Source organism: Microbacterium oleivorans, assembly GCF_001644225.1.
GTDB lineage: Bacteria > Actinomycetota > Actinomycetes > Actinomycetales > Microbacteriaceae > Microbacterium > Microbacterium gawkjiense.
Map to the genome: position 1 here is coordinate 479,963 of NZ_LSTV01000005.1, position 19,444 is coordinate 499,406.

General features: G+C 71.7%; 16 protein-coding genes. 9 read left to right on the plus strand and 7 right to left on the minus strand.

Going from position 1 to position 19,444, the window contains the following annotated elements; all coding sequences use genetic code 11:
• Positions 1-16: 16 nt before the first annotated feature.
• Both AYL44_RS13840 and AYL44_RS13845 read right to left on the minus strand, forming a co-directional pair.
• The gene (locus AYL44_RS13840) at positions 17-550 is read right to left on the minus strand and encodes a DUF2087 domain-containing protein (protein ID WP_064003984.1); all 534 of its coding nucleotides are present in this window, start codon (positions 548-550) and stop codon (positions 17-19) included.
• Between the two features lie 10 nt (positions 551-560).
• A complete protein-coding gene (locus tag AYL44_RS13845) occupies positions 561-1,172 on the minus strand; it encodes a GNAT family N-acetyltransferase (protein WP_064003851.1) in 612 nt (203 codons plus the stop codon).
• Between the two features lie 75 nt (positions 1,173-1,247).
• On the opposite strand from AYL44_RS13845, the gene AYL44_RS13850 reads away from it, so the two are divergent.
• From AYL44_RS13850 to AYL44_RS13860, 3 genes are all read left to right on the plus strand, one after another.
• Positions 1,248-1,865 carry a TetR/AcrR family transcriptional regulator gene (locus AYL44_RS13850; RefSeq protein WP_064003852.1) on the plus strand — a complete coding sequence of 206 codons (618 nt, stop codon included), beginning with the start codon at positions 1,248-1,250 and terminating at the stop codon, positions 1,863-1,865.
• Positions 1,866-1,938: 73 nt separating this feature from the next.
• On the plus strand, positions 1,939-3,648 hold the full coding sequence (locus AYL44_RS13855) for a long-chain-fatty-acid--CoA ligase (RefSeq protein ID WP_064003853.1): 1,710 nt from the start codon (positions 1,939-1,941) through the stop codon (positions 3,646-3,648).
• An 80-nt stretch (positions 3,649-3,728) separates the two neighbouring features.
• On the plus strand, positions 3,729-4,613 hold the full coding sequence (locus AYL44_RS13860; RefSeq protein WP_064003854.1) for an aldo/keto reductase: 885 nt from the start codon (positions 3,729-3,731) through the stop codon (positions 4,611-4,613).
• Positions 4,614-4,873: 260 nt separating this feature from the next.
• On the opposite strand, the gene AYL44_RS13865 is transcribed toward AYL44_RS13860, so the two are convergent.
• Positions 4,874-6,529, minus strand: a complete 1,656-nt coding sequence (locus AYL44_RS13865) for a RecQ family ATP-dependent DNA helicase (protein WP_064003855.1) — start codon at positions 6,527-6,529, stop codon at positions 4,874-4,876.
• Positions 6,530-6,631: 102 nt separating this feature from the next.
• Between AYL44_RS13865 and AYL44_RS13870 the strand changes: the two genes are divergently transcribed.
• The 4 genes from AYL44_RS13870 (at position 6,632) to AYL44_RS13885 (ending at position 12,949) form a co-directional block, all read left to right on the plus strand.
• A complete protein-coding gene (locus AYL44_RS13870; protein WP_064003856.1) occupies positions 6,632-9,517 on the plus strand; it encodes a carboxypeptidase regulatory-like domain-containing protein in 2,886 nt (961 codons plus the stop codon).
• A 320-nt stretch (positions 9,518-9,837) separates the two neighbouring features.
• Complete coding sequence (locus AYL44_RS13875; protein ID WP_064003857.1) at positions 9,838-10,176, plus strand: DUF3885 domain-containing protein; 339 nt, start codon at positions 9,838-9,840, stop codon at positions 10,174-10,176.
• 71 nt (positions 10,177-10,247) lie between these two features.
• The gene (locus AYL44_RS13880; protein WP_064003858.1) at positions 10,248-10,820 is read left to right on the plus strand and encodes a cysteine hydrolase family protein; all 573 of its coding nucleotides are present in this window, start codon (positions 10,248-10,250) and stop codon (positions 10,818-10,820) included.
• Between the two features lie 44 nt (positions 10,821-10,864).
• On the plus strand, positions 10,865-12,949 hold the full coding sequence (locus AYL44_RS13885; protein WP_064003859.1) for a S9 family peptidase: 2,085 nt from the start codon (positions 10,865-10,867) through the stop codon (positions 12,947-12,949).
• Between the two features lie 119 nt (positions 12,950-13,068).
• On the opposite strand, the gene AYL44_RS13890 is transcribed toward AYL44_RS13885, so the two are convergent.
• Genes AYL44_RS13890 through coaBC form a run of 3 tightly spaced genes read right to left on the minus strand, consistent with a single transcriptional unit; the run spans position 13,069 to position 17,072 of the window.
• The gene (locus AYL44_RS13890; protein ID WP_064003860.1) at positions 13,069-13,968 is read right to left on the minus strand and encodes a DUF1295 domain-containing protein; all 900 of its coding nucleotides are present in this window, start codon (positions 13,966-13,968) and stop codon (positions 13,069-13,071) included.
• A gap of 19 nt (positions 13,969-13,987) precedes the next feature.
• Positions 13,988-15,790, minus strand: coding sequence for an AMP-dependent synthetase/ligase (locus AYL44_RS13895; RefSeq protein ID WP_064003861.1), 1,803 nt, complete (start codon positions 15,788-15,790; stop codon positions 13,988-13,990).
• A gap of 58 nt (positions 15,791-15,848) precedes the next feature.
• The gene (gene coaBC / locus AYL44_RS13900) at positions 15,849-17,072 is read right to left on the minus strand and encodes a bifunctional phosphopantothenoylcysteine decarboxylase/phosphopantothenate--cysteine ligase CoaBC (protein WP_064003862.1); all 1,224 of its coding nucleotides are present in this window, start codon (positions 17,070-17,072) and stop codon (positions 15,849-15,851) included.
• Positions 17,073-17,114: 42 nt separating this feature from the next.
• Between coaBC and AYL44_RS13905 the strand changes: the two genes are divergently transcribed.
• The gene (locus AYL44_RS13905) at positions 17,115-17,816 is read left to right on the plus strand and encodes an NRDE family protein (RefSeq protein WP_064003863.1); all 702 of its coding nucleotides are present in this window, start codon (positions 17,115-17,117) and stop codon (positions 17,814-17,816) included.
• 33 nt (positions 17,817-17,849) lie between these two features.
• Positions 17,850-18,491: a YdeI/OmpD-associated family protein gene (locus AYL44_RS13910; protein WP_064003864.1), complete on the plus strand. Its 642-nt coding sequence runs from the start codon at positions 17,850-17,852 to the stop codon at positions 18,489-18,491.
• Here the strand turns inward: AYL44_RS13910 and AYL44_RS13915 are convergent.
• A complete protein-coding gene (locus AYL44_RS13915; RefSeq protein WP_064003865.1) occupies positions 18,474-19,403 on the minus strand; it encodes an NAD(P)/FAD-dependent oxidoreductase in 930 nt (309 codons plus the stop codon). The genes AYL44_RS13910 and AYL44_RS13915 overlap by 18 nt on opposite strands.
• Positions 19,404-19,444: the final 41 nt, after the last annotated feature.

The following is a 19,444-nucleotide window of genomic DNA, read 5'->3' on the forward strand; positions in this document are numbered from 1 at the left end:
TGACGGTCGCGGAGCGCTACCCGGCGGTCGGATCCGCCACCAACGCGTACTCGGTACCCGAACGCGTGCGTTCCACGAGCTCGTGGTCGACGAGGTATCTCCGCAGCACGGCGACGTCGTCGCTGATCAAGGCGAGGCGCTCGTTCACGGTCTGTTCGTCGACGACCTCGCCGGGCCGGAGGATGCGACCTGCGATGAGCGCGAGCAAGCGGCGCCTCTCCTCGGCGTGCGCCGGATAGCCCGTCAGTCGACCGTCGGGGGACAGGAACCGCTCGACACCCGTGGGCCGCGGCGCGGCGGGTGTCTCGGCCAGCGTCCGAGCGAAGGCCGAGCCGTCGGCCCGCAGGTCGTCGCCGTCGCCGGTGACGAGGCCGGCGCGCTGCAGCGTCTCGACCACGTGGCGGCGGCGTGAGGGAGAGAGTCGCGCGACCGCCTCGGTCAGGCTCTCGCCGAGGGTGAGCCGCGCGAACACCTCGCGCGCGCGATCGTTGGCGAGCGCGGCGACGATCGGTCGCCAGCCGTCGCCCGGTGCTCGTCCGTCCGCCGTCATGTGCAGCACGCTACCGCGCGGCGGGCAGGCGCAGCATCGCCACGGGCTGCGCACCCGGAAGGCCGGCGATCGGGCTGAGCTCCTCGAACCCGAGGCGCCGGTAGAGACGGCGGTTGTCGGGCGTGGACGACTCGAGGTACGCGACCTGGCGCGTCGTGTCGAGGGTGTCGAGCTGCGCCGACAGCAGCGCCTTGCCGACGCCCTTGCCGCGCGCGGCGGCGCTCACCCCGATCTCGGCCAGGTACCAGTGCGGGGCGCGCGGCCGGTGACGGGCCAGTCGCGAGAGCAGGGCGAGGGCGCGGGGGATGCCGAGCCAGCCGAGCGCGCGCCCGAACCGAGGGAGCTCGCCCACCTGGCGCGCGAGGGAGCCGCGCTCGGCGTGCGGCCCCTCCCAGGCGGCGACACCGAGGATCGTCCCGTCGGCGTCGTGGGCGAGATCGACCGTACCCGTCGCGTAGGGACCGCTGGCGAGGAGAGCGTGGAACAGGTCGGTGAGCCGCTCGCGTCGCCGGGCCGAGCCGGGCACGACGCTCGCCATGACCGGGTCCTTCTCGAACGCCTCGGCGAGGACCGCGGCGGCGGGAGCGAGGTCGTCGGCGCGGGCGGGGGTCACGGTGATCATGATCTCTCCTTGAATTGGTCCAGGTGGATAAAACTAGTATGGAGTCGCCCACGCGCCGCCCGCTCGGAGATCACTGTGAACGATCCGTCACCCCGCCGGACCTACCTCGACGTCGACGACCGACGCCGGCAGCTGCTCGACGCCGCGGTGCAGGTGATGGTGGACGACGGAGTCTCGGCCCTGTCGCTGCGCACCGTCGCCCAGCGCGCCGGCGTCGCCCACCGCGTCGTCAGCTACGCGTTCGGCTCGAAGACCGAGCTCGTCTCGGCGCTGCTGCGCCGCGAGTCCGAACTCCTGACGGGGCGACTCTGGGCCGAGCCGCTCGCCCCTCTGCCTCTCGCGGAGGCGGTCGCCGCGGCGCTGACGACCGTGATCGCCGTAATGCAGCGCGACCGCGTGCGCCACGAGCGGCTGGCCGAGCTCACCGCGATGGCCCGCGCATCGGCAGCGCTCGCCGACGCCGCCCGTGCCGACGCCGAGGCCGTGCGCACCGAGATCGAACGGCTCGTCGAGGCGTGGGCGGCGGCCCGCGGCGCCGCGACGACGGTCCCCACCGCGACGCTCGTCGCCGTCATCCACGCCGCCGCCGAGGGGCTGGCGGGGTGGTGGCTCGCGACCGGCGACGACGCGCACATCGACGACGTCATCCGGGCGCTGTCGGCAGGTCTCGCCGCGTACGAGCGCCCCCGTTGACGTCCGCGTCAACCCTCAGTCGACCCATGGGAGCGCCGCCCTACGCTGGCGGGACACCGAGGAGGACATCACCATGAGCCCGACACCCCCGGCATCCGATCTGCAGGACCGCCCCTGGCTGGCCGCCTACGCCCCCGGCGTCCCCACCGACATCGACCCCGTCGACGAGACTCTCGTGGATCTGCTCGACCATGCGGTCGAGCGCTACGGCAGCAAGGTCGCGACGGAGTTCTTCGGGGCCGAGACGACCTACGCCGAGCTCGGCGAGCAGGTCGACCGCGCCGCCAACGCGTTGCGCAAGCTCGGGGTCGGGGCCGGTGACCGCGTCGCCCTCGTGCTGCCCAACTGCCCCCAGCACATCGTCGCGTTCTACGCCGCGCTGCGGATCGGCGCGATCGTCGTCGAGCACAACCCGACCTACACAGCCCGCGAACTGCGGCACCAGTTCGAGGTGCACGAGGCGGTCGTCGCGATCGTCTGGGACAAGGTCGCCGACATCGTCGCGGAGTTCCCGAGCGACGTCGCCCCCGGCGCGATCGTCGCCGTCGATATGACCGACGCGCTGCCGTGGGCGATGCGGACGGCCCTGCGCGTGCCGGTGCCGGCGCTGCGGGAGCGGCGCGAGGCGATGACCTCGAAGCCCACCGCCCGCGGCATCATCCGGTGGTCGCAGTTCACCAAGGCCCGCCGGCTGTCGCGCAAGCACCTGCGCCCGGTCCTCGACGACACGGCGCTCCTGCAGCTGACGAGCGGGACGACCGGGATGCCGAAGGCCGCCGTCCTGTCGCACCGCAACCTCCGCTCCAACGCGGCGCAGGGGCGCGCGTGGGTGCCGGGGCTCCGCGAAGGCGAGGAGACCTTCTACGCCGTCCTGCCGATGTTCCACGCCTACGGGCTGACGCTCTGCCTCACCTTCGCGGTGTCGATCGGCGCGCGCATCGTGCTGTTCCCGAAGTTCGACGTCGACCTCGTCGTCGGCGCGCTCAAGAAGTCGCCGCCCACCTTCCTGCCCGGCGTCCCGCCGATCTACGACGCGCTGTCGCGCGCGAGCACCCGCAAGGGCGTCGACCTCTCCAGCATCCGCTTCGCGATCTCGGGTGCCATGAGCCTGCCCGTCCCGACGGTGACGCGGTGGGAGGAGGCGACGGGGGGCCTGCTCGTCGAGGGCTACGGCATGACCGAGACCTCGCCCGTCGCGCTCGGCAACCCGATCGGCCCGACTCGGCGGCCCGGCACGGTCGGCGTGCCGTTCCCGAGCACCTTCATCCGCGTCGTCGACCCCGACGACCCGACCGTCGACCGCCCCGCGAGCGAGGCGGGCGAACTGCTCATCCGCGGACCCCAGGTGTTCCAGGGGTACTGGCGCCGGCCCGAGGACACCGCCGCGGTCCTGCTCGACGGCGGCTGGCTGCGCACCGGCGACATCGTCACCGTCTCGGAGGACGGATTCGTCACCGTCGTCGACCGCGTCAAGGAGCTCATCATCACGGGCGGATTCAACGTCAGCCCGAGCGAGGTCGAGCAGGTGCTCACCCTCCATCCCGACGTCGAGTCCGCCGCGGTCGTCGGCGTGCCGCGGCCGACCGGCGGCGAGGACGTGGTCGCCGCGGTCGTGATGAAGGAGGGGACGGCGTTCGAGGCATCCGCTCTCAAGGACTTCGCCCGGTCGCACCTCGCGTCGTACAAGGTGCCGCGCAAGGTCGTGCAGCTCGACGACCTGCCGCGATCGCAGATCGGCAAGGTGCTGCGCCGTCAGGTGCGCGAGCAGCTGACCGCGCGCTGATCTGTCAAGGCCTCTCGCCGCCGGCATCCGTGAATGGCAGGGTGGATGCCGCACCCCCACCACCCCGTCGAAGGAGACCCATGTCGCAGCGCACCCTCGGACCGTTCACCGTCTCGGCCATCGGACTCGGCGCCATGCCGGTCTCGATGAACGGCAACGGCATCCCGTCGCACGAGGACGCCGTCACGACCGTGCGGGCGGCGCTGGACGCCGGCGTCACCCTGATCGACACCGCCGACATCTACGCGCCCAGCTGGGACGAGATGGGCCACAACGAGCGCATCGTCGCCGACGCGCTCGCCGGCTGGGACGGCGACCGGTCGTCGATCGTCGTCGCCACGAAGGGCGGCATCACGCGCACCGCGGAGAAGGACTTCGGACGCGACGGCTCGCTCGACTACCTTCGCAGCGCCGTGCAGAAGTCGCTGCAGAACCTGAAGGTCGACGTCATCGACCTGTACCAGTACCACCGGCCCGACCGGTGGATGGTCTACGGCGAGATCATGCAGAACCTGAAGACCCTGCAGGACGAGGGACTCGTCCGCACGGTCGGCATCTCGAACGCGAGCGTCGAAGAGATCCAGATCGCGCAGGAGGTGCTCGGCGAGGGAGGTCTTACGAGCGTGCAGAACGAGTTCTCGCCGCGGCATCCCGGCAGCTACGGCGAACTGACCTACTGCGTCGAGCACGGCATCCCTTTCCTGCCGTGGAGCCCCCTCGGCGGCATCGGTGGCGCGGGCACGGTCGGCGAGCGGTTCACCGCGTTCGCCGAGATCGGCCGCGAGCACGGCGTCAGCCCTCAGCAGGTCGTCCTCGCGTGGGAGCTGTCGCTCGGCGAGACCGTCATCCCCATCCCCGGGGCGAGCCGCCCGGCATCCATCACCGACTCGTTCCAGGCGCGCAACCTCGAGCTCTCGGCGGACGAGCTCGCCCGCTGCTCCGCCGCGGTCGGCATCGACGTCTGAGGCGGGCTTCGATCTCCGGGATCCGGTTGGGTGTGCCGGGTGCAGGTTCAGCGTGCGTTGCGTGGCCCGTACGGGCCTGATGCGGCCGCCTGACCTGTACTCGGCACGCGTCGGCCTGCGGTGACGCCCGGTACGTCGTCGGCGATGGGGTCCGCGGCTAGCTCGACCCTGAGCCGCGGTGGTTGTGCCGAGTGCAGGTTCAGGGCGAGAAGTGGCGACCGTGGCGGCCCGAAGCCGCCGGCTGACCTGCACTCGGGACGTCAGCCGGCCTTGAGCAGGTGCTCCCGCTCGACGATCTCGAGCGACAGCACCTTGTAACCCTCGCTGTCGAAGAACACCCGCATCCGGTCGTCGTCGATCGAGACGACGGTGCCGGCACCCCACTCGCGGTGCGAGATCTTCTCGTCGACCACGAAGCCCGAGTCGGAGGGGGATGCCGCGGCCCGCGCGGCGTCGACGGCTCCCGCCGCGCACGTGTCGCAGTTGCCGCACGGCTCGTCGAGTTCCTGCCCGAAATAGCCGAGCAGCACCTGCCGTCGGCAGCGCCGCGTCTCGGCGTACTCCCGCATCGTCTCGATGCGGGAGCGTTCGATGCGCTCGCGCTCCTCGACCCGTTCCAGCGCGGCCTTCACGGCGGCGCGCTCGTCGAGGTTGCGCCGCAGCGAGACACCCGATTTCGACGCGCGCGCCGACCCGGTGTCGACGAGCAGCGTGAGCAGCCCGGTGACGCGCCGGGGTGACAGGCCCGCGTCCGTCGCGAGGGCGGACTTCGTGCGGGCCCGGGTCGACATGGCGCGCATGAGGGTGCGCAGCTCCGCGGCATCCGGGTTCTTCGTCGCGAAGTAGCGCCGCAGGGCGAGGTCCTCGGCGCGGTAGTGCAGGGTGCCGTGGGCCTCTTCGCCGTCGCGGCCGGCGCGGCCGAGCTCCTGGAAGTAGGCGTCGATGGACTCGGGGACGTCGGCGTGGATGACGAAGCGCACGTTCTCCTTGTCGATGCCCATGCCGAAAGCGCTCGTCGCGACGACGACGTCGAGGTCGTCGCAGAGGAACTGCCGGTGCACCTCGGCGCGCTCCTTCGCCGGCAGGCCCGCGTGGTACGCGCGCGCCCGCTTGCCGCGGCCGACGAGCTCGTCGGCGTAGAGCTCCGCCGAGCGTCGCGTCGAGGTGTAGAGCAGCCCGGGGACCGGCAGCGACGCGACCTCGTCGACGACGGCGGCGCGCTTCTCGCGGTCGTCGCCGTGACGGCGCACACCGAGGCGGATCGACGGCCGGTCGACGTCGCCGATGTGCACCGAGGGGTCGTCGAGCCCGAGACGGGCGGCGATCTCGTCGCGGACGGGAGTGGATGCCGTCGCCGTCAGCGCGAGGATCGGGGGCCGCCCGAGCCGCGCCGCGACCTCTCCGAGGGCCAGGTAGTCGGGACGGAAGTCGTGCCCCCACGAGGCGATGCAGTGCGCCTCGTCGACGGCCAGCAGGGCGATGTCGAGTTTCGCGAGCTCGGTGACGACCTCGTCGTTGGCGAGCTGTTCGGGTGCGAGCAGGACGTAGGTCGCCTCGCCCGCGCGCAGGCGGCGCCACGCCTCGGCGCGGGCCTTCTCACCGCGACCGGAGTGCAGGGCGACCGCCGTCGGTGCGTCGGGTGCGTGCTCGAGACCCGCAAGCTGGTCCTCCTGCAGGGCGATGAGGGGGGAGACCACGACGGTCACGCCCGGGCGCAGGGCCGCGGTCACCTGGTAGACGGCGGACTTGCCCGATCCCGTCGCCCAGACCACCAGCACGTCGCGTCCGCCGGCGGCCGCCTCGATCGCGTCGAGCTGGGCCGGGCGCAGGTGCGTGAGCCCGAACCGCTCGGCGGCGACGCGCTCGACCTCGGCGCGGTCGGGGGCGGACGGAGCAGAGGTGGAGCGGCGTGGCATCCCTCCACGGTCGTCGAGGAAACGGCATCTGCGGACACCCTTGACACGCCCGTAGTATGCAGATGCCGGTCGAGGGGGTCGGCACGTCATCCTGGGGGACGCATGCGGTTTCGGTTTCGGTTCGTCGGCGCGCTGATCGCCGTCGTGGCGCTCGTGTTCACCGGTCTCCCCGCACAGGCCGCCGAGGTTGCTCCGACGCGGATCACCGGGGTGCTCACCGACGTCGACGGCGACGTGGTCCGGAACGTAACCATCCGGTTCGAGAACGTCGACACCGGGCGCGTCTCGGACACGTCCCCTGACGTCGTCGGGAAGTTCGGCAGCACTCTGCCCGCAGGCGATTATCGGGTGTCCGCGTCCTCGCATCACGATCCGGCGCTCGAGGTGTACGACGGCCGGTGGTACCCGGGCGTGGGAACCGCCGAAGAGGCTCAGATCGTTTCTCTCGCGGAGGGCCGCACGATCGATGCGTCGTGGCAGCTCGGAGCCGTGGGCCCGGGGATCACCGGAGTCGTGACCGATGCGTTGACGGGACAGCCGGTCGTGGGGGCGGACGTCTCGCTGGACGGACCTCTTCGCACACGCGACACCACGAACGGCGACGGCCGCTACCGGTTCTCGAAGCTGCCGCCCGGAGCGTACGACGTCAGGGTCCAGTCTCCCTCTGACGGCGATTACGTCGTTGCGACCACGTCGCTCACCGTGTCGGAAGGTTTCACGACGTGGTCCGTCTCCGCCGAGCCCACGGGCACCCTGCGTGTGACCACGGGCCGATACTCCTCGGTACGGGCCGATCTGATCCCCGTGGGCGAGGAGCGCGAGATCCACGCGCCCACCGGCAGCGACGTCATCAACGCCGAGGACCTCCCGCCAGGCGACTATCACCTGCGCATCAGACCTGAGCGCGGGATGCACGATTTCGTCGAGACCTGGTGGCCCGCGGGCGAAACGCGGGCTGATGCCGGGATCATCACGATCCGTTCTCGGCAGACGACCGAGATCACGGCCGACCTCGTTCGGGGCGGCGTCGTGGAGGGCAGGGTCGTATCCGCAGGAACGAGCGCACCGGTTGCGGGAGCCTACGTCACGGCATACACGAGCGCGGGTGTCGAAGCGGGATGGGCGCAGGCGGACAGCGAGGGGCGGTACCGAATCGTCGCTCTGCGGTCGGGCGACTACCGGATCACGTCGTCGGGCAATGGCCACTCACGTCTGTCGACGACCGCGCGGGTTCTGCTCGGCGAGACGACGCCGTTGGACGTCGGCCTCTCGCCGCGCGGTGCTCTGTCCGTGACCGTTAGCGCTGACGAGATGATCGTCGGCCGGACCGTGTCGCTCTACGACGGCGACCTGAAACTCATCGCGAAGCGGCAGCTCAGTGAGCGTGGCCTGTCTGAAACAGTGACCTTCGACGACCTCGACGCCGGCGAGTACTTCTTGGGCGCGGACGGAAGCAGCGACATCCTGGGCGGCTGGTACGACGGCGCATCCACCAGCGCGGAAGCGCGGACCGTGACCGTTGCGCCAGGAACGAGCACGCCGGTCGACTACCGGCTGCGCCGTGCGACTCCGGCGAACAGCGGGAGCATCTCCGTCGCCGCGGTCGGACCGCAAGGCGAACCGGTGACCGACTCGGCCGTCTGGCTGTACGACGCGGACGGTCTCGTCCGCGGGTACGCCCTCCTGCAGGTCGACTCGGTCACGTTCCCCGCCCTCCCGCCCGGCGACTACCGCCTGCGCTTCGCGGACAGCAGGTCGGAACATCGTTACCGCTACACGACGACCTGGTGGGGCGGCAGCGACCTCGCGGATGCCACCCTCATCCGTGTCGACGCCGGCAAGACGACGAGTGTGAGGCCGACGCTCGCGCGCACGCTCCCGCCGGAGTCGGCCACGATCGTCGGCACCCTCTCGTCGAAGCTGCCTGAATTGTTCGACGGCGCGCGCGTCATCGCGTGGGCGGAGACCGGCAACTCCGTCGCACGCGCCGGCACAGGCATCGTCGATGCCAAGGGACGTTTCCGGATAGTTGGCCTGCTCCCCGGCCGGTACCACCTGCAGATGGACGATCATCCCCGCTGGACGGACGGTGTGGCCCCCGTGTGGCTGGCTTCGGAGGGTGACTGGAGGACCTCGCGCGTGTTCACCCTCGCCGAGGGGCAGACGGTCCGGGTCGACGAGAAGATGCCGGACGAGACGGATCAGCCGAACCACGCGACCCTGCGCGGGATCGTCCGGGAGAGCGGTACTCCCGTTCGGGGGGCCGTCGTGACTGTAAGGGGTCGCACCGAGACCGTGACGGTGCGCACGGATTCATCCGGACGGTTCGAGGCGTGGCTCGAAGGCGGGCACAAGACGACGGTCGAGGTCGCTGCCCGGGCCACCACAGTGAAGTACTCGACACACGTGACCGGTGTGAACCGCCGGATCTCGACGCTGGACATAGCCCTCACGCGAGTGCTCGCGACGCCGACACCGACCCTCTCCACGGCGCCGGCCGTCGGCCGCTCCGTGACCGCGAGGACCACCGGATGGACGTCCGGGACCACCGTCGCCTATCAATGGCGCCGGAACGGGAAGCCGATCGCGTCGGCCACGAAGTCGTCCTACACACCGGTCGCAGCCGACCGTGGTGCGAAGCTGACCGTCACGGTGACAGGGAAGAAGGCGGGCTACGCCACTGCGTCCCGCACGAGCGCGGCGAAGACGGTCGGTTATGGCACCTTGACCTCGTCGACCCCGCGGATCACCGGGGTCACCGCTCGCGGCAAGACGTTGACCGTCCAGCCCGGCGCCTGGACGCGTGGGACGTCGCTCACGTACCAGTGGTATGCCGACGGTGTTCGGATCAAGGGAGCGACTCGCTCGTCGCTGACGCTGACCTCCGGCCTCGTCGGGGACAAGATCTCGGTGAAGGTGACGGGCAGCAAGAGCGGGTACTCCACGCATTCGCGGTCCAGCGCGGCCACGGCTCGCGTGCGTCGATAAGGCTTCGTGGCCATAGGACCTGCATCGTGTACATCCCGAATCCTCTGCATCTCATGCGTCTCGCTGTTCGGTTCGCACGAGGCCGTCACCGTACGTTCCGAGTACCTGAATCGAGCCCTCGTTGCAGAGAGCTGGACGAGCTCTGGACGCGCGCTTTCGGAGACGCGCCGCCCACGGGTCTTCTTCGATACCTCTTCCCGGACCGATGGGCTCGATTCCACACGCGCGGTCCCGCGGACGCTGCATTCGACATCGACGCAGCCAAGACGTTGCGCGCGTTGCTCGATGATCTGCCCTGGGAAGGCCACTCGGATCTGCGGATGATCGTGGAAGATTACGGCGTCCTGGACATGGCCGGTGGATGGTCGAAGTCGATACCGGTTGACAGCTTCGCTTGGCGGAAGCTGCCCGTCGACGAGGACGGGATCGCCGTCGCCTACTACTGGGCCAGTGAGTGGCCGTCCCCGCAGGCCGTCAACCAGGCCTTCCTGAAGATCGTGGCGGAGGAGGGGTACGCCGTCTTCACGGACAAGAAGGTGACCTGGGCGTTCTGCCCCTACTGGGCCGGCGTCGACATCATCTTTCCGACGCCGCAGGAGCGCGACGAGTTCGTGAACGCTCATCGCGACTTGCTGTCGCCGCATCCGTCCGGCCTCTGACGCTCGCGGGCTGGCAGGATCCCGCCGCACCCTGACCGTCGCTCGGCAACAGCGCGTGCCAGGCTCGAAGCGTGCAGATCCCGCCGCGAGACCTCGCCCTCGACCGTGCCGCCCTCCTCGTCGTCGACGTGCAGCGTGGGTTCGACGACACCGCCCACTGGGGCGAGCGCGACAACCCCCAATGCGAGGCGAACATCGCCGCGCTCCTGGCCCGGTGGCGCGAGCGGGGGTGGCCGGTCGTGTTCGTCCGGCACGATTCGACGTCGGATGCCTCGCCCTTGCGGCCCGGGCAGCCGGGCAGCGACCTCAAGCCCGAGATCACCGGCACGCCGGATCTGCTTGTCACGAAGAGCGTCAACTCCTCGTTCCATGGGGCGCCCGACCTTGACGCGTGGCTGCGCGCGAACGACATCGCGCAGCTCGTCGTGACCGGCATTTCCACGAACCACTGCTGCGAGACCACGGCGCGCGTGGGCGGCAATCTCGGGTACGACGTGTACTTCGCCCTCGACGCGACCCACTCGTTCGACCGCACGGCGCCCGACGGCACGGTCGTCCCGGCCGCGACACTGGCGGCTGTCACCGCGACGAACCTCGACGGCGAGTTCGCGACGGTCGTCACCACCGCCGACCTGCTGCGCTGAGCCGGGTCCTGTCGCCCCGGCGGGTGCGCGGTTAGCGTGTAGGGATGCCGCATACCCCCTTCGCCTCGCTCGAGGACTACATCGCCCTGCCCCGCATCGACGCCGTCGCGCTGTCGCCCGACGGCGCCCGCGCCGTCCTGACCGTAGCGACGCTGAACAAGGACAAGACCGGGTACGACCGCGCGCTGTGGGAGGTCCCCGCGACAGGCGGCGGCTCGGCGCGGCGGCTCACGCGGTCGGCGAAGGGCGAGCAGGGCGCCGCATTCACGGCGGACGGCGACCTGCTGTTCGTGAGCGCCCGCCCCGACGCCGAAGGCGACGGCGACGACGAGTCCGCGCAGCTCTGGCTGCTGCCCGCCGGGGGCGGAGACGCCCGCGCGATCACCCGGCTGGCCGGGGGAGTGTCGGCGATCGCGGCCGTCGCGGATGCGGCATCCGTCGCCGTCCTGTCGGCCGACCTGCTGCCCTCGGCCGACTCGTTCGAGGCCGACGCGACGCTGCGCGCCGAGCGCAAGAAGCGCAAGCTGTCGGCGATCCTGCACACGACCTACCCGGTGCGGTACTGGGATCACGACCTCGGCCCCGCCGAGCCGCACCTGCTCTCGCTCGACCTCGGCGACCTCTCCGACTCGGTCCGGTCGTTCGCCGCCTCCGACACGGCCGAGGACGAACCGGATGCCACGACCCCCTACCCGGCATCCCTTCCGCGCCCGCGCGACCTGACGCCCGCGCCCGGCCGCACGGCCGACACCGCCGGCGCCGCGCTCACCCCCGACGGGCGCACGCTCATCGCCGCGATGCGCTTTCCGCAGGGGCGCGCCGAGCGTTTCGCGATCGTCTCGATCGACGTTGCCTCGGGCGAGCGCACGACGCTGTTCGAGGAGCGCTCGACGTACCTCGAGTCGCCCGCGATCAGCCACGACGGCCGGCTGATCGCCTACGGCCGCGCGGCGTTCTCGGACCCGACCGGCCCGGCCGACCAGGAGCTGTGGGTCGCCGGGATCGACGGCTCCGAGCCGCGCCGCCTCGCCGAGGGCTGGGACCGCTGGCCGACGAGCATCGCGTTCGCTCACGACGACACCGCGCTCATCGTGACGGCCGACCAGGACGGGCGCGGGCCGGTGTTCCGCGTGCCGCTCGACGGCGGCACGCCCGTGCAGCTGACGACCGACGATCACGCGTACTCGAACGTGTCGGTCGACCGCGCGACGGGTGCGCTCGTGGCCCTCCGCTCGTCGTGGATGGTGCCGCCGCATCCGGTCCGCATCGACCCCGACGGCACCGTGACCGTGCTGGCGACCCCGGCTCCGCTGCCGACACCGGCCGGCACGATGACCGAGGTCGAGACGACGGCCGAGGACGGCGCCCGGGTGCGCGGCTGGCTGCTCCTGCCCGAGGGGGCGGATGCGGCATCCCCTGCACCCCTGCTTCTGTGGATCCACGGCGGGCCGCTGAACAGCTGGAACGCCTGGAGCTGGCGCTGGAACCCGCAGCTCGCCCTCGCCCGCGGGTACGCCGTTTTGCTGCCCGACCCCGCCCTATCGACCGGGTACGGCCTCGAGTTCATCGCGCGCGGCTGGAACAGTTGGGGCGCCAAGCCGTACACCGACCTCATGTCGATCACCGACGAGGTCGTGGCACGGGCCGACATCGACGAGACGAAGACCGCCGCGATGGGCGGCTCGTTCGGCGGGTACATGGCGAACTGGGTCGCCGGCCACACCGATCGGTTCCGCGCGATCGTCACCCACGCGAGCCTGTGGGCGCTCGACCAGTTCGCCGGCACGACCGACAGCTCGTCGTACTGGCAGGAGATCTTCACGCCCGAGGGGATGACCGAGAACTCACCGCACCGCTTCGTGCAGGACATCTCGACGCCGCTGCTCGTGATCCACGGCGACCGCGACTACCGCGTGCCGATCGGCGAGAGCCTGCGCCTCTGGTCGGAGCTCAACGAGCACTTCGGCGAGGACGACGGCACGACGGTGCACCGGTTCCTGTACTTCCCCGACGAGAACCACTGGGTGCTCAAGCCCCAGCACGCCGTCGTCTGGTACGAGACGGTCTTCGGTTTCCTCGGCGAGCACATCCACGGCGAGCCCGCACCGAAGGTCGCCGGGCTCGGCTGAGTGCCGGACTCACTCGGGAGAGCGGATACGCCCCCACGTACCCGCTCTCCGGACGCCGGCGCACACACCCGTGCCCGACGTCCCCCGGGGCGCCCGAGCCCCGGTCGTCTGTCCGCGCGTTAGCGTGCGGCGGCCTTCACGGCCTTCGGACGCACGATCATGGGGACGAGCACGGGCGTCGCGGTCTTGTACGCCTCGTAGTCGGCGTCACCGCCCCAGCGCTCGTCGGCCTTCTTCTCCAGCAGCGGCACACCGCTCACGCGGGTGAGGAGCAGGATCACGAAGACGGGCGAGAGCAGACCGATCCACTGCCAGCCCTCGAACACGGGCGCCGCGACGACGGCGACGCCGATCCAGGCGAGGATCTCGCCGAAGTAGTTGGGATGCCGCGACCGCGACCACAGCCCGGTGCGGATGAACCGGCCCTTGTTGGCCGGGTCGGCCTTGAAGGCGGTCTTCTGCGCGTCCGCGACGACCTCGATCAGCATGCCGACGGCCCAGACGACGATGCCGACGACGGCGAAGACGTCGAAGCCGCGCTGATCGCCCGAGGCGATCGCGATCCACGCCGCCGCGGCGGTGATGCTCACCCAGAGGCCCTGCATGATCCAGACGCGCAGGAACGACAGCGGGTTGACCTTGATCGCGTCGAAGCGGTCGTCGCTGCCGGAGCGGTGGATGCGGATGAAGAGAAACGAGCCCAGGCGCACCGCCCAGACGATCACCATGGCGGCGAGGGCCAGCGACCGCGCGTCGGGGGACGGCGAGAGCAGCACGACGCCGACGGTGACGAGGATGAAGGTCGCGCTGCCGGTCGCGTCGAAGAAGCGCTCGGTGCGGGCGATCGCCGAGGGGATGTAGACGAGCACCTGCACGGCGAACGCCGCGGCGACGGCGATCGCGAAGACGGGCACGCCGCCGACGGTGGCGCCGCCTTGGCTGCCGGCGAGGGCGACGAGCGCGCCGATGACGAGTCCCACCACGACGGTGATCAGGGCGGAACGGTTCTGCGGGGACATGGGGGCCTTTCGGGTGAGGTCAGCGGTAGAGGGCGGCGACGACGTCGGAGCCGCGCTCGAGCAGGATGCGACGCTTGATCTTGAGCGTCGGGGTGACGATGGTCGTGTCGGCGAGGTCGGCCGCGACGAGGACGAACCGTCGCACCTGCTCGCTGCGGGCGACGCGCGCATTGGCGGCGTCGATGCTCCGCTGGATGCGGGCGCGCAGGTCCGCGTCGGCCACCTCGCGCAGCGCACCGCCGACGGGAGCGCCGCCGCGCGCGGCGACCTCCTCGGGGTCGAGCAGGATGAGCGCCGACAGGTACGAGCGGCCCTCGCCGACCATGACGGCGTGCGAGACGAGCGGGTCCGCTTCGACGGCGAACTCCCACGGCGCCGGGACGACGGTCTTGCCCGTGGAGGTGACGATGACGTCCTTCGCGCGCCCCTCGATGACGAGTCGCCCGTCCGCGTCGAAGCGGCCGAGGTCTCCGGTGCGGAAGAACCCGTCGATGAACGCGTCGGCGTCGTGCGCGGGGTCGCGGTAGCCGCGGAAGACGCCGATCCCCTTCGCGAGGATCTCGCCGTCCTCGTCGATCCGCACCGTCGAGCCGGGGAGTGGACGCCCGACGGTCCCGGCGCGGATGTCGCCAGGCAGGTTGCCGGTGAGCGGTGCCGTGGTCTCGGTGAGGCCGTACCCCTCGATCACGGGCACACCGATCCCGCGGAAGAATAGCGACACCTCGGGGTCGAGCCGCGCCCCGCCCGACAGGATGTAGTCCACCCGGCCGCCCATCACGGCGCGCAGGCGCCGGTAGAACAGCGCCTCGAACAAGCGGCGACGGACGGATGCCGGTGCCCGCCCGTCCGCGCTGCGCTCCGCAGCCCGCCCGCTCGAGACGGCCGTGGCGACGGCCGCGCGCCAGACACGGGTGAGGTGCGCGGCATCCGCTTTCTGCGCGGCGGCCGCCTGGATCCGCTCGAGGACGCGCGGGACGACCACGAGGAACGTCGGCCGCAGGACCGGCAGGGTCTCGACGACGGTGCTCGGCTCGCTGAGGTGGGCGATCCGCATGCCGTTCGCGAGGCAGATCAGCTGCAGACCCCGCGCGAGGACGTGCGCGAGGGGCAGGAAGATGATCGTGTTCCCGCGCTCGTGGACGACCTCGCCGTACGCCGCGGCGATGTTGAGCACCTGGCCGAGGAAGTTCTCGTGCGTGAGCACGGCGCCCTTGGGTTCGCCGGTCGTGCCCGAGGTGTAGACGATGGTCGCGGGTGCGTCGCGGTCGGCGGCGCTGCGACGCTCCTCGAGGTCGGCATCCGTCACCTCGTCGGCGCGCGCACGCAGGTCGTCGAGGACCGGGATGCCGCCGGTCACCCGGTCGCGCGGGTCCATCGCGTACGCCCCGAGCCGGCCGGTGCCGGTCTCGGCGAAGGCGTCCGCGAGCAGCCGGGTCTGCGCCTCGGTCCCCCCGACGCCGAGCACGACGTCGGCGTCGCGCACGATGCCGGCGACCTGGACGGGCGCGGACGTCTCGTAGACGGGGACGACGACGGCGCCGGCGAACCACGCGGCGAGGTCGGCGACCGCCCACTCGTAGCGGGTCGAGGCGAGGATCGCGAGGCTGTCACCGGCGGCGACCCCGGCGGCGACGAACCCCTTCGCGAGCCGACGGACGTCGGCGAGGAACTGCGCCGTCGACACCTGACGCCACGATCCGTCGCCGACCGGGACGTCGAACGCGGCGTGATCCGGCGCGCGCTCGGCCCGCCGGACGAGCAGGTCGGTGACGTTGCGGTACCCGTCCGCGGGCGCGAGAAGGGGAGTGTGAATCTGCGGCACACCGATGATTCGGAGTGCGCGACGGATCGGATGCCGCGGGTTCCGCGCGACGGCGCGGTCAGCGCAGGCGCAGCACGGCGTCCCAGAGCGCGTCGGCGACGGCGCGCTTCGTCCCGCTCGCGCGGGCGGTGACCTCGTCCGACGCGTCGACGAACAGCACGGCGTTCTCGCCCGACTCGAAGCCCTGGGTCCAGCCGACGCGGTTCACGGCGAGAAGGTCCACACCTTTCCGCGCGCGCTTACGGATGCCGCGCTCGCGCAGCTCCGCCTCGTCGGCCGCGGTCTCGGCCGCGAACCCGACGAGGGTCTGTGCCGGACGGCGGTCCCGGACGAGGCCGGCGAGGATGTCGGGGTTCTCGATCAGATCGAGCGTGAGCGTGCCGTCCTCCTTGCGGATCTTGACGTCCGAGACTTCGGGAACCGAGAAGTCGGCGACCGCGGCGGCCATCACGACGACGTCGGCCTCGCCGGCCGCGGCCCGCATCGAGGCATCCATCTCCGCGGCCGTGAGTGCGCGCTCGACGGCGATCCTCGGGTGGTGCAGGGCGCGATCGAGCACGGTGCCCTCGACGTGCGCGGCGACGAGGTGGACGTACGCGCCCCGGTCGGCAGCGGCGAGGGCGACGGCGACACCCTGCTTTCCGCTGGAGCGGTTGCCGAGGTAGCGCACCGGGTCGATCGGTTCGCGCGTTCCGCCGGTCGACACCGCGACGCGGAGGTCCGCGAGATCGGATGCCGGGGCTCCGACGACATCGACGGCTCCGGCGGCGGCGAGGGCCGCCGCGACGATCTCGTCAGGTTCGACCATGCGCCCCGGTCCGCTGTCGCCGCCGGTCAGCGGTCCGTCGGCGGGCCCGACGATGCGAATCCCGCGCTCACGGAGGGTCGCGATGTTCGCCTGCGTCGCGGCGTGGTCCCACATGGCCGTGTGCATCGCCGGGGCGACGACGACGGGCGCGGTCGTCGCGAGGAGGGTGACGCCGAGCAGGTTGTCGGAGATCCCGGCGGCCATCTTCGCGAGCGTGTTGGCGGTCGCCGGCGCGACGATCACGAGGTCGGCCTGCGTGCCGAGGGCGACGTGACGCACCTCGGCGACGTCGTCGTGCACGCTCGTCGTGACAGGATGGCGGCTGATCGCCTCCCACGTGGTGGTCCCCACGAAGCGGAGCGCGTCCTCGGTGGGAACAACGTGCACCTCGTGCCCGTTGGTCACCAGCGCACGGACCACCTGCACCGTCTTGTACGCGGCGATGCCGCCCGAGACGCCCACGACGACGAACATGGTCCGATCCTCCCATGGGGTCGGACGCGAAAGGTCGGAACGATGTGCACCGTCATCGTCCACGTCCCGGAGGATCCCGCCGCGGCGATCCGGCTGCTCGCCGTGCGCGACGAGGACCCGGGGCGCGCATGGGATCCGCTCGGCGCCTGGTGGCCGGACCGTCCCGGTGTCATCGGGGTGCGCGACACCCGGGCCGGCGGCGCGTGGCTCGCGGCCGATCCCGCCGGTGCGCGTCTGGCCGTCGTCCTCAACCGCGCCGACCTCATCGACGACACCCTCGCGACGGGCTCGCGCGGGCACATCGTGCTCGACGCCGCCTCCGGGGGCGGGCTGCCGGACACCCCGCCGACCCACGGTTTCAACCTCCTGACGGTGACCCCCGGTCGTGCGCGCGTCGCGATGTGGGACGGCGCCGCCGTCCGCACCGTCGACCTCGCCCCGGGCGTGCACATGATCGCGCACGACGACGTCGACGACCCGAAGACCGCGCGCATCGTCGCGTGGCATGATGCCTTCGCCGCGCCGGCGGACGACGACTGGGTGGCGGACTGGCTGGGTGCGCTCGAGCGCACGACGGCGCTGCCGCCGACCGACGACCGCGCGATCATCCGCGACAACCGCTCGCACGGGTATCCGACGCTGTCGCTGCTCGTGTGCGCGGCATCCGTCTCCGCAGGCGGCGCCGAGGTCGTCTACGGCGAGCTCGACGAGCCCGGCGCCTGGAACAGCCTGCAGCTGCGCTGAGCGGAGTCGGATGCCGGTGGTAGCTTCGCGACCATGGTGGAACCGGCATCCGAACCGATCTTCTTCGCCTCGGCGACGGAGTTCGGTGACTGGCTCGAGGCGCACCACGCGACGGCGCCCGAGGTCTGGACCGTCTTCTACCGGAAGGGCGACCCGCGCCTCGGTCTGACGTGGGCCGACGCGGTGCCCGAGGCGCTGCGCTTCGGGTGGATCGACTCGATCAGCCGCGGCATCGGCGACGGAGCCCGCATCCAGCGGTGGACGCCGCGGAAGCCTCGCTCGGTGTGGAGCGCCGTCAACATCGCGCACGTCGAACGCCTGCAGGCCGAGGGGCGGATGCACCCGGCCGGGCTCGCCGCGTTCGAGAAGCGGACGGCCGACCTCACCGGGGTCTACTCGCACGAGCAACGCAACGAGCTGACGGCGGAACAGGCGGCATCCCTCGCCGCGAACTCCGCCGCGCAGGCGTTCTGGGATGCCGCGACGCCGTCGTACCGGCGGGCGGTCGCGAACTGGGTGCAGAGCGCGAAGCGCGAGCAGACGCGTGCCGACCGGCTCGCGACGCTCGTCGAGGACTCGGCGGCGGGGCGGCTCGTGCCGTTCCAGCGGTACGGCGAGCCACCCGCGTGGCTGGCACGTGCCGCCGCGGCGGCTGCCTCAGCCGCGCAGGAGTGACGCGCGCGCCGCGTCCTCCGTCACGAGCGCCGCGTTGAGCCCGGCGCCCGCCATCGATCCCTGACCCATCGACAGCGGCACGTTGCCGAACGGCGTGACGACGTTGCCGGCGGCGAACACGCGCGGGTGGCTGGTGGCGCCGCGCATGTCGACACGGAGCCCGTCGCCCGGGGTGTCGGACACGGCGAGGGCCAGGTTCTCGGCGAAGGCGAGGCTCAGCCGGGGCGTCGGCGCGGTGAGCAGGGCGTCGATCGGGTGCGCGGTCCCGTCCGCCGTCACGGCCGCGACGATCGCGTCGTCCTCGGTGCGCAGTCGGGTGACGGGGGAGGTGACGATCCGGATGCCGCGCGCCGAGAGGCGGCCCGCGACCGTCTCGTCGAGCTCGCCCATCGCGGCCGTGAACGCCGTCACGTCATCGCTCCACTGCCGGATGAGCTCGATCTGATGCAGGCTCGCGGGCGACGTCGCGAGCACGCCGAGGCGGCGGCCCGCGACCTCGTAGCCGTGGCAGTACGGACAGTGGAAGACGCTGCGGCCCCACTGCTCGCGGAGCCCGGGGATCTCGGGCAGGTCGTCGACGACACCCGTCGTGAGCACGACGCCCCGGGCGGAGACCTCTCCGCGCTCGTGGGTGACGGTGATCCGGTGACCGGCGTCGGTGAGCGACAGGACGACGCCGTCGAGGAACTCGACCCCGTAGGCGCGGGCTTCGGCGCGTCCGGTCTCGAGGAGGTCGGCGGGGGAGCGGCCGTCGTGACCGAGGACGCCGTGCATGTGCGCGGCGAAACGGTTGCGGGGTGCGCCGGCGTCGATCACGAGGGTGCGGCGGCGGGCGCGGCCGAGCATCTGGGCGGCGCTGAGGCCGGCGGTGCCGCCGCCCACGATGACGGCGTCGTAGCGGATGTCTGTCATGACTCCACCCTGTGTCGGTGGCCGTGCTTTCGGCAAACGGT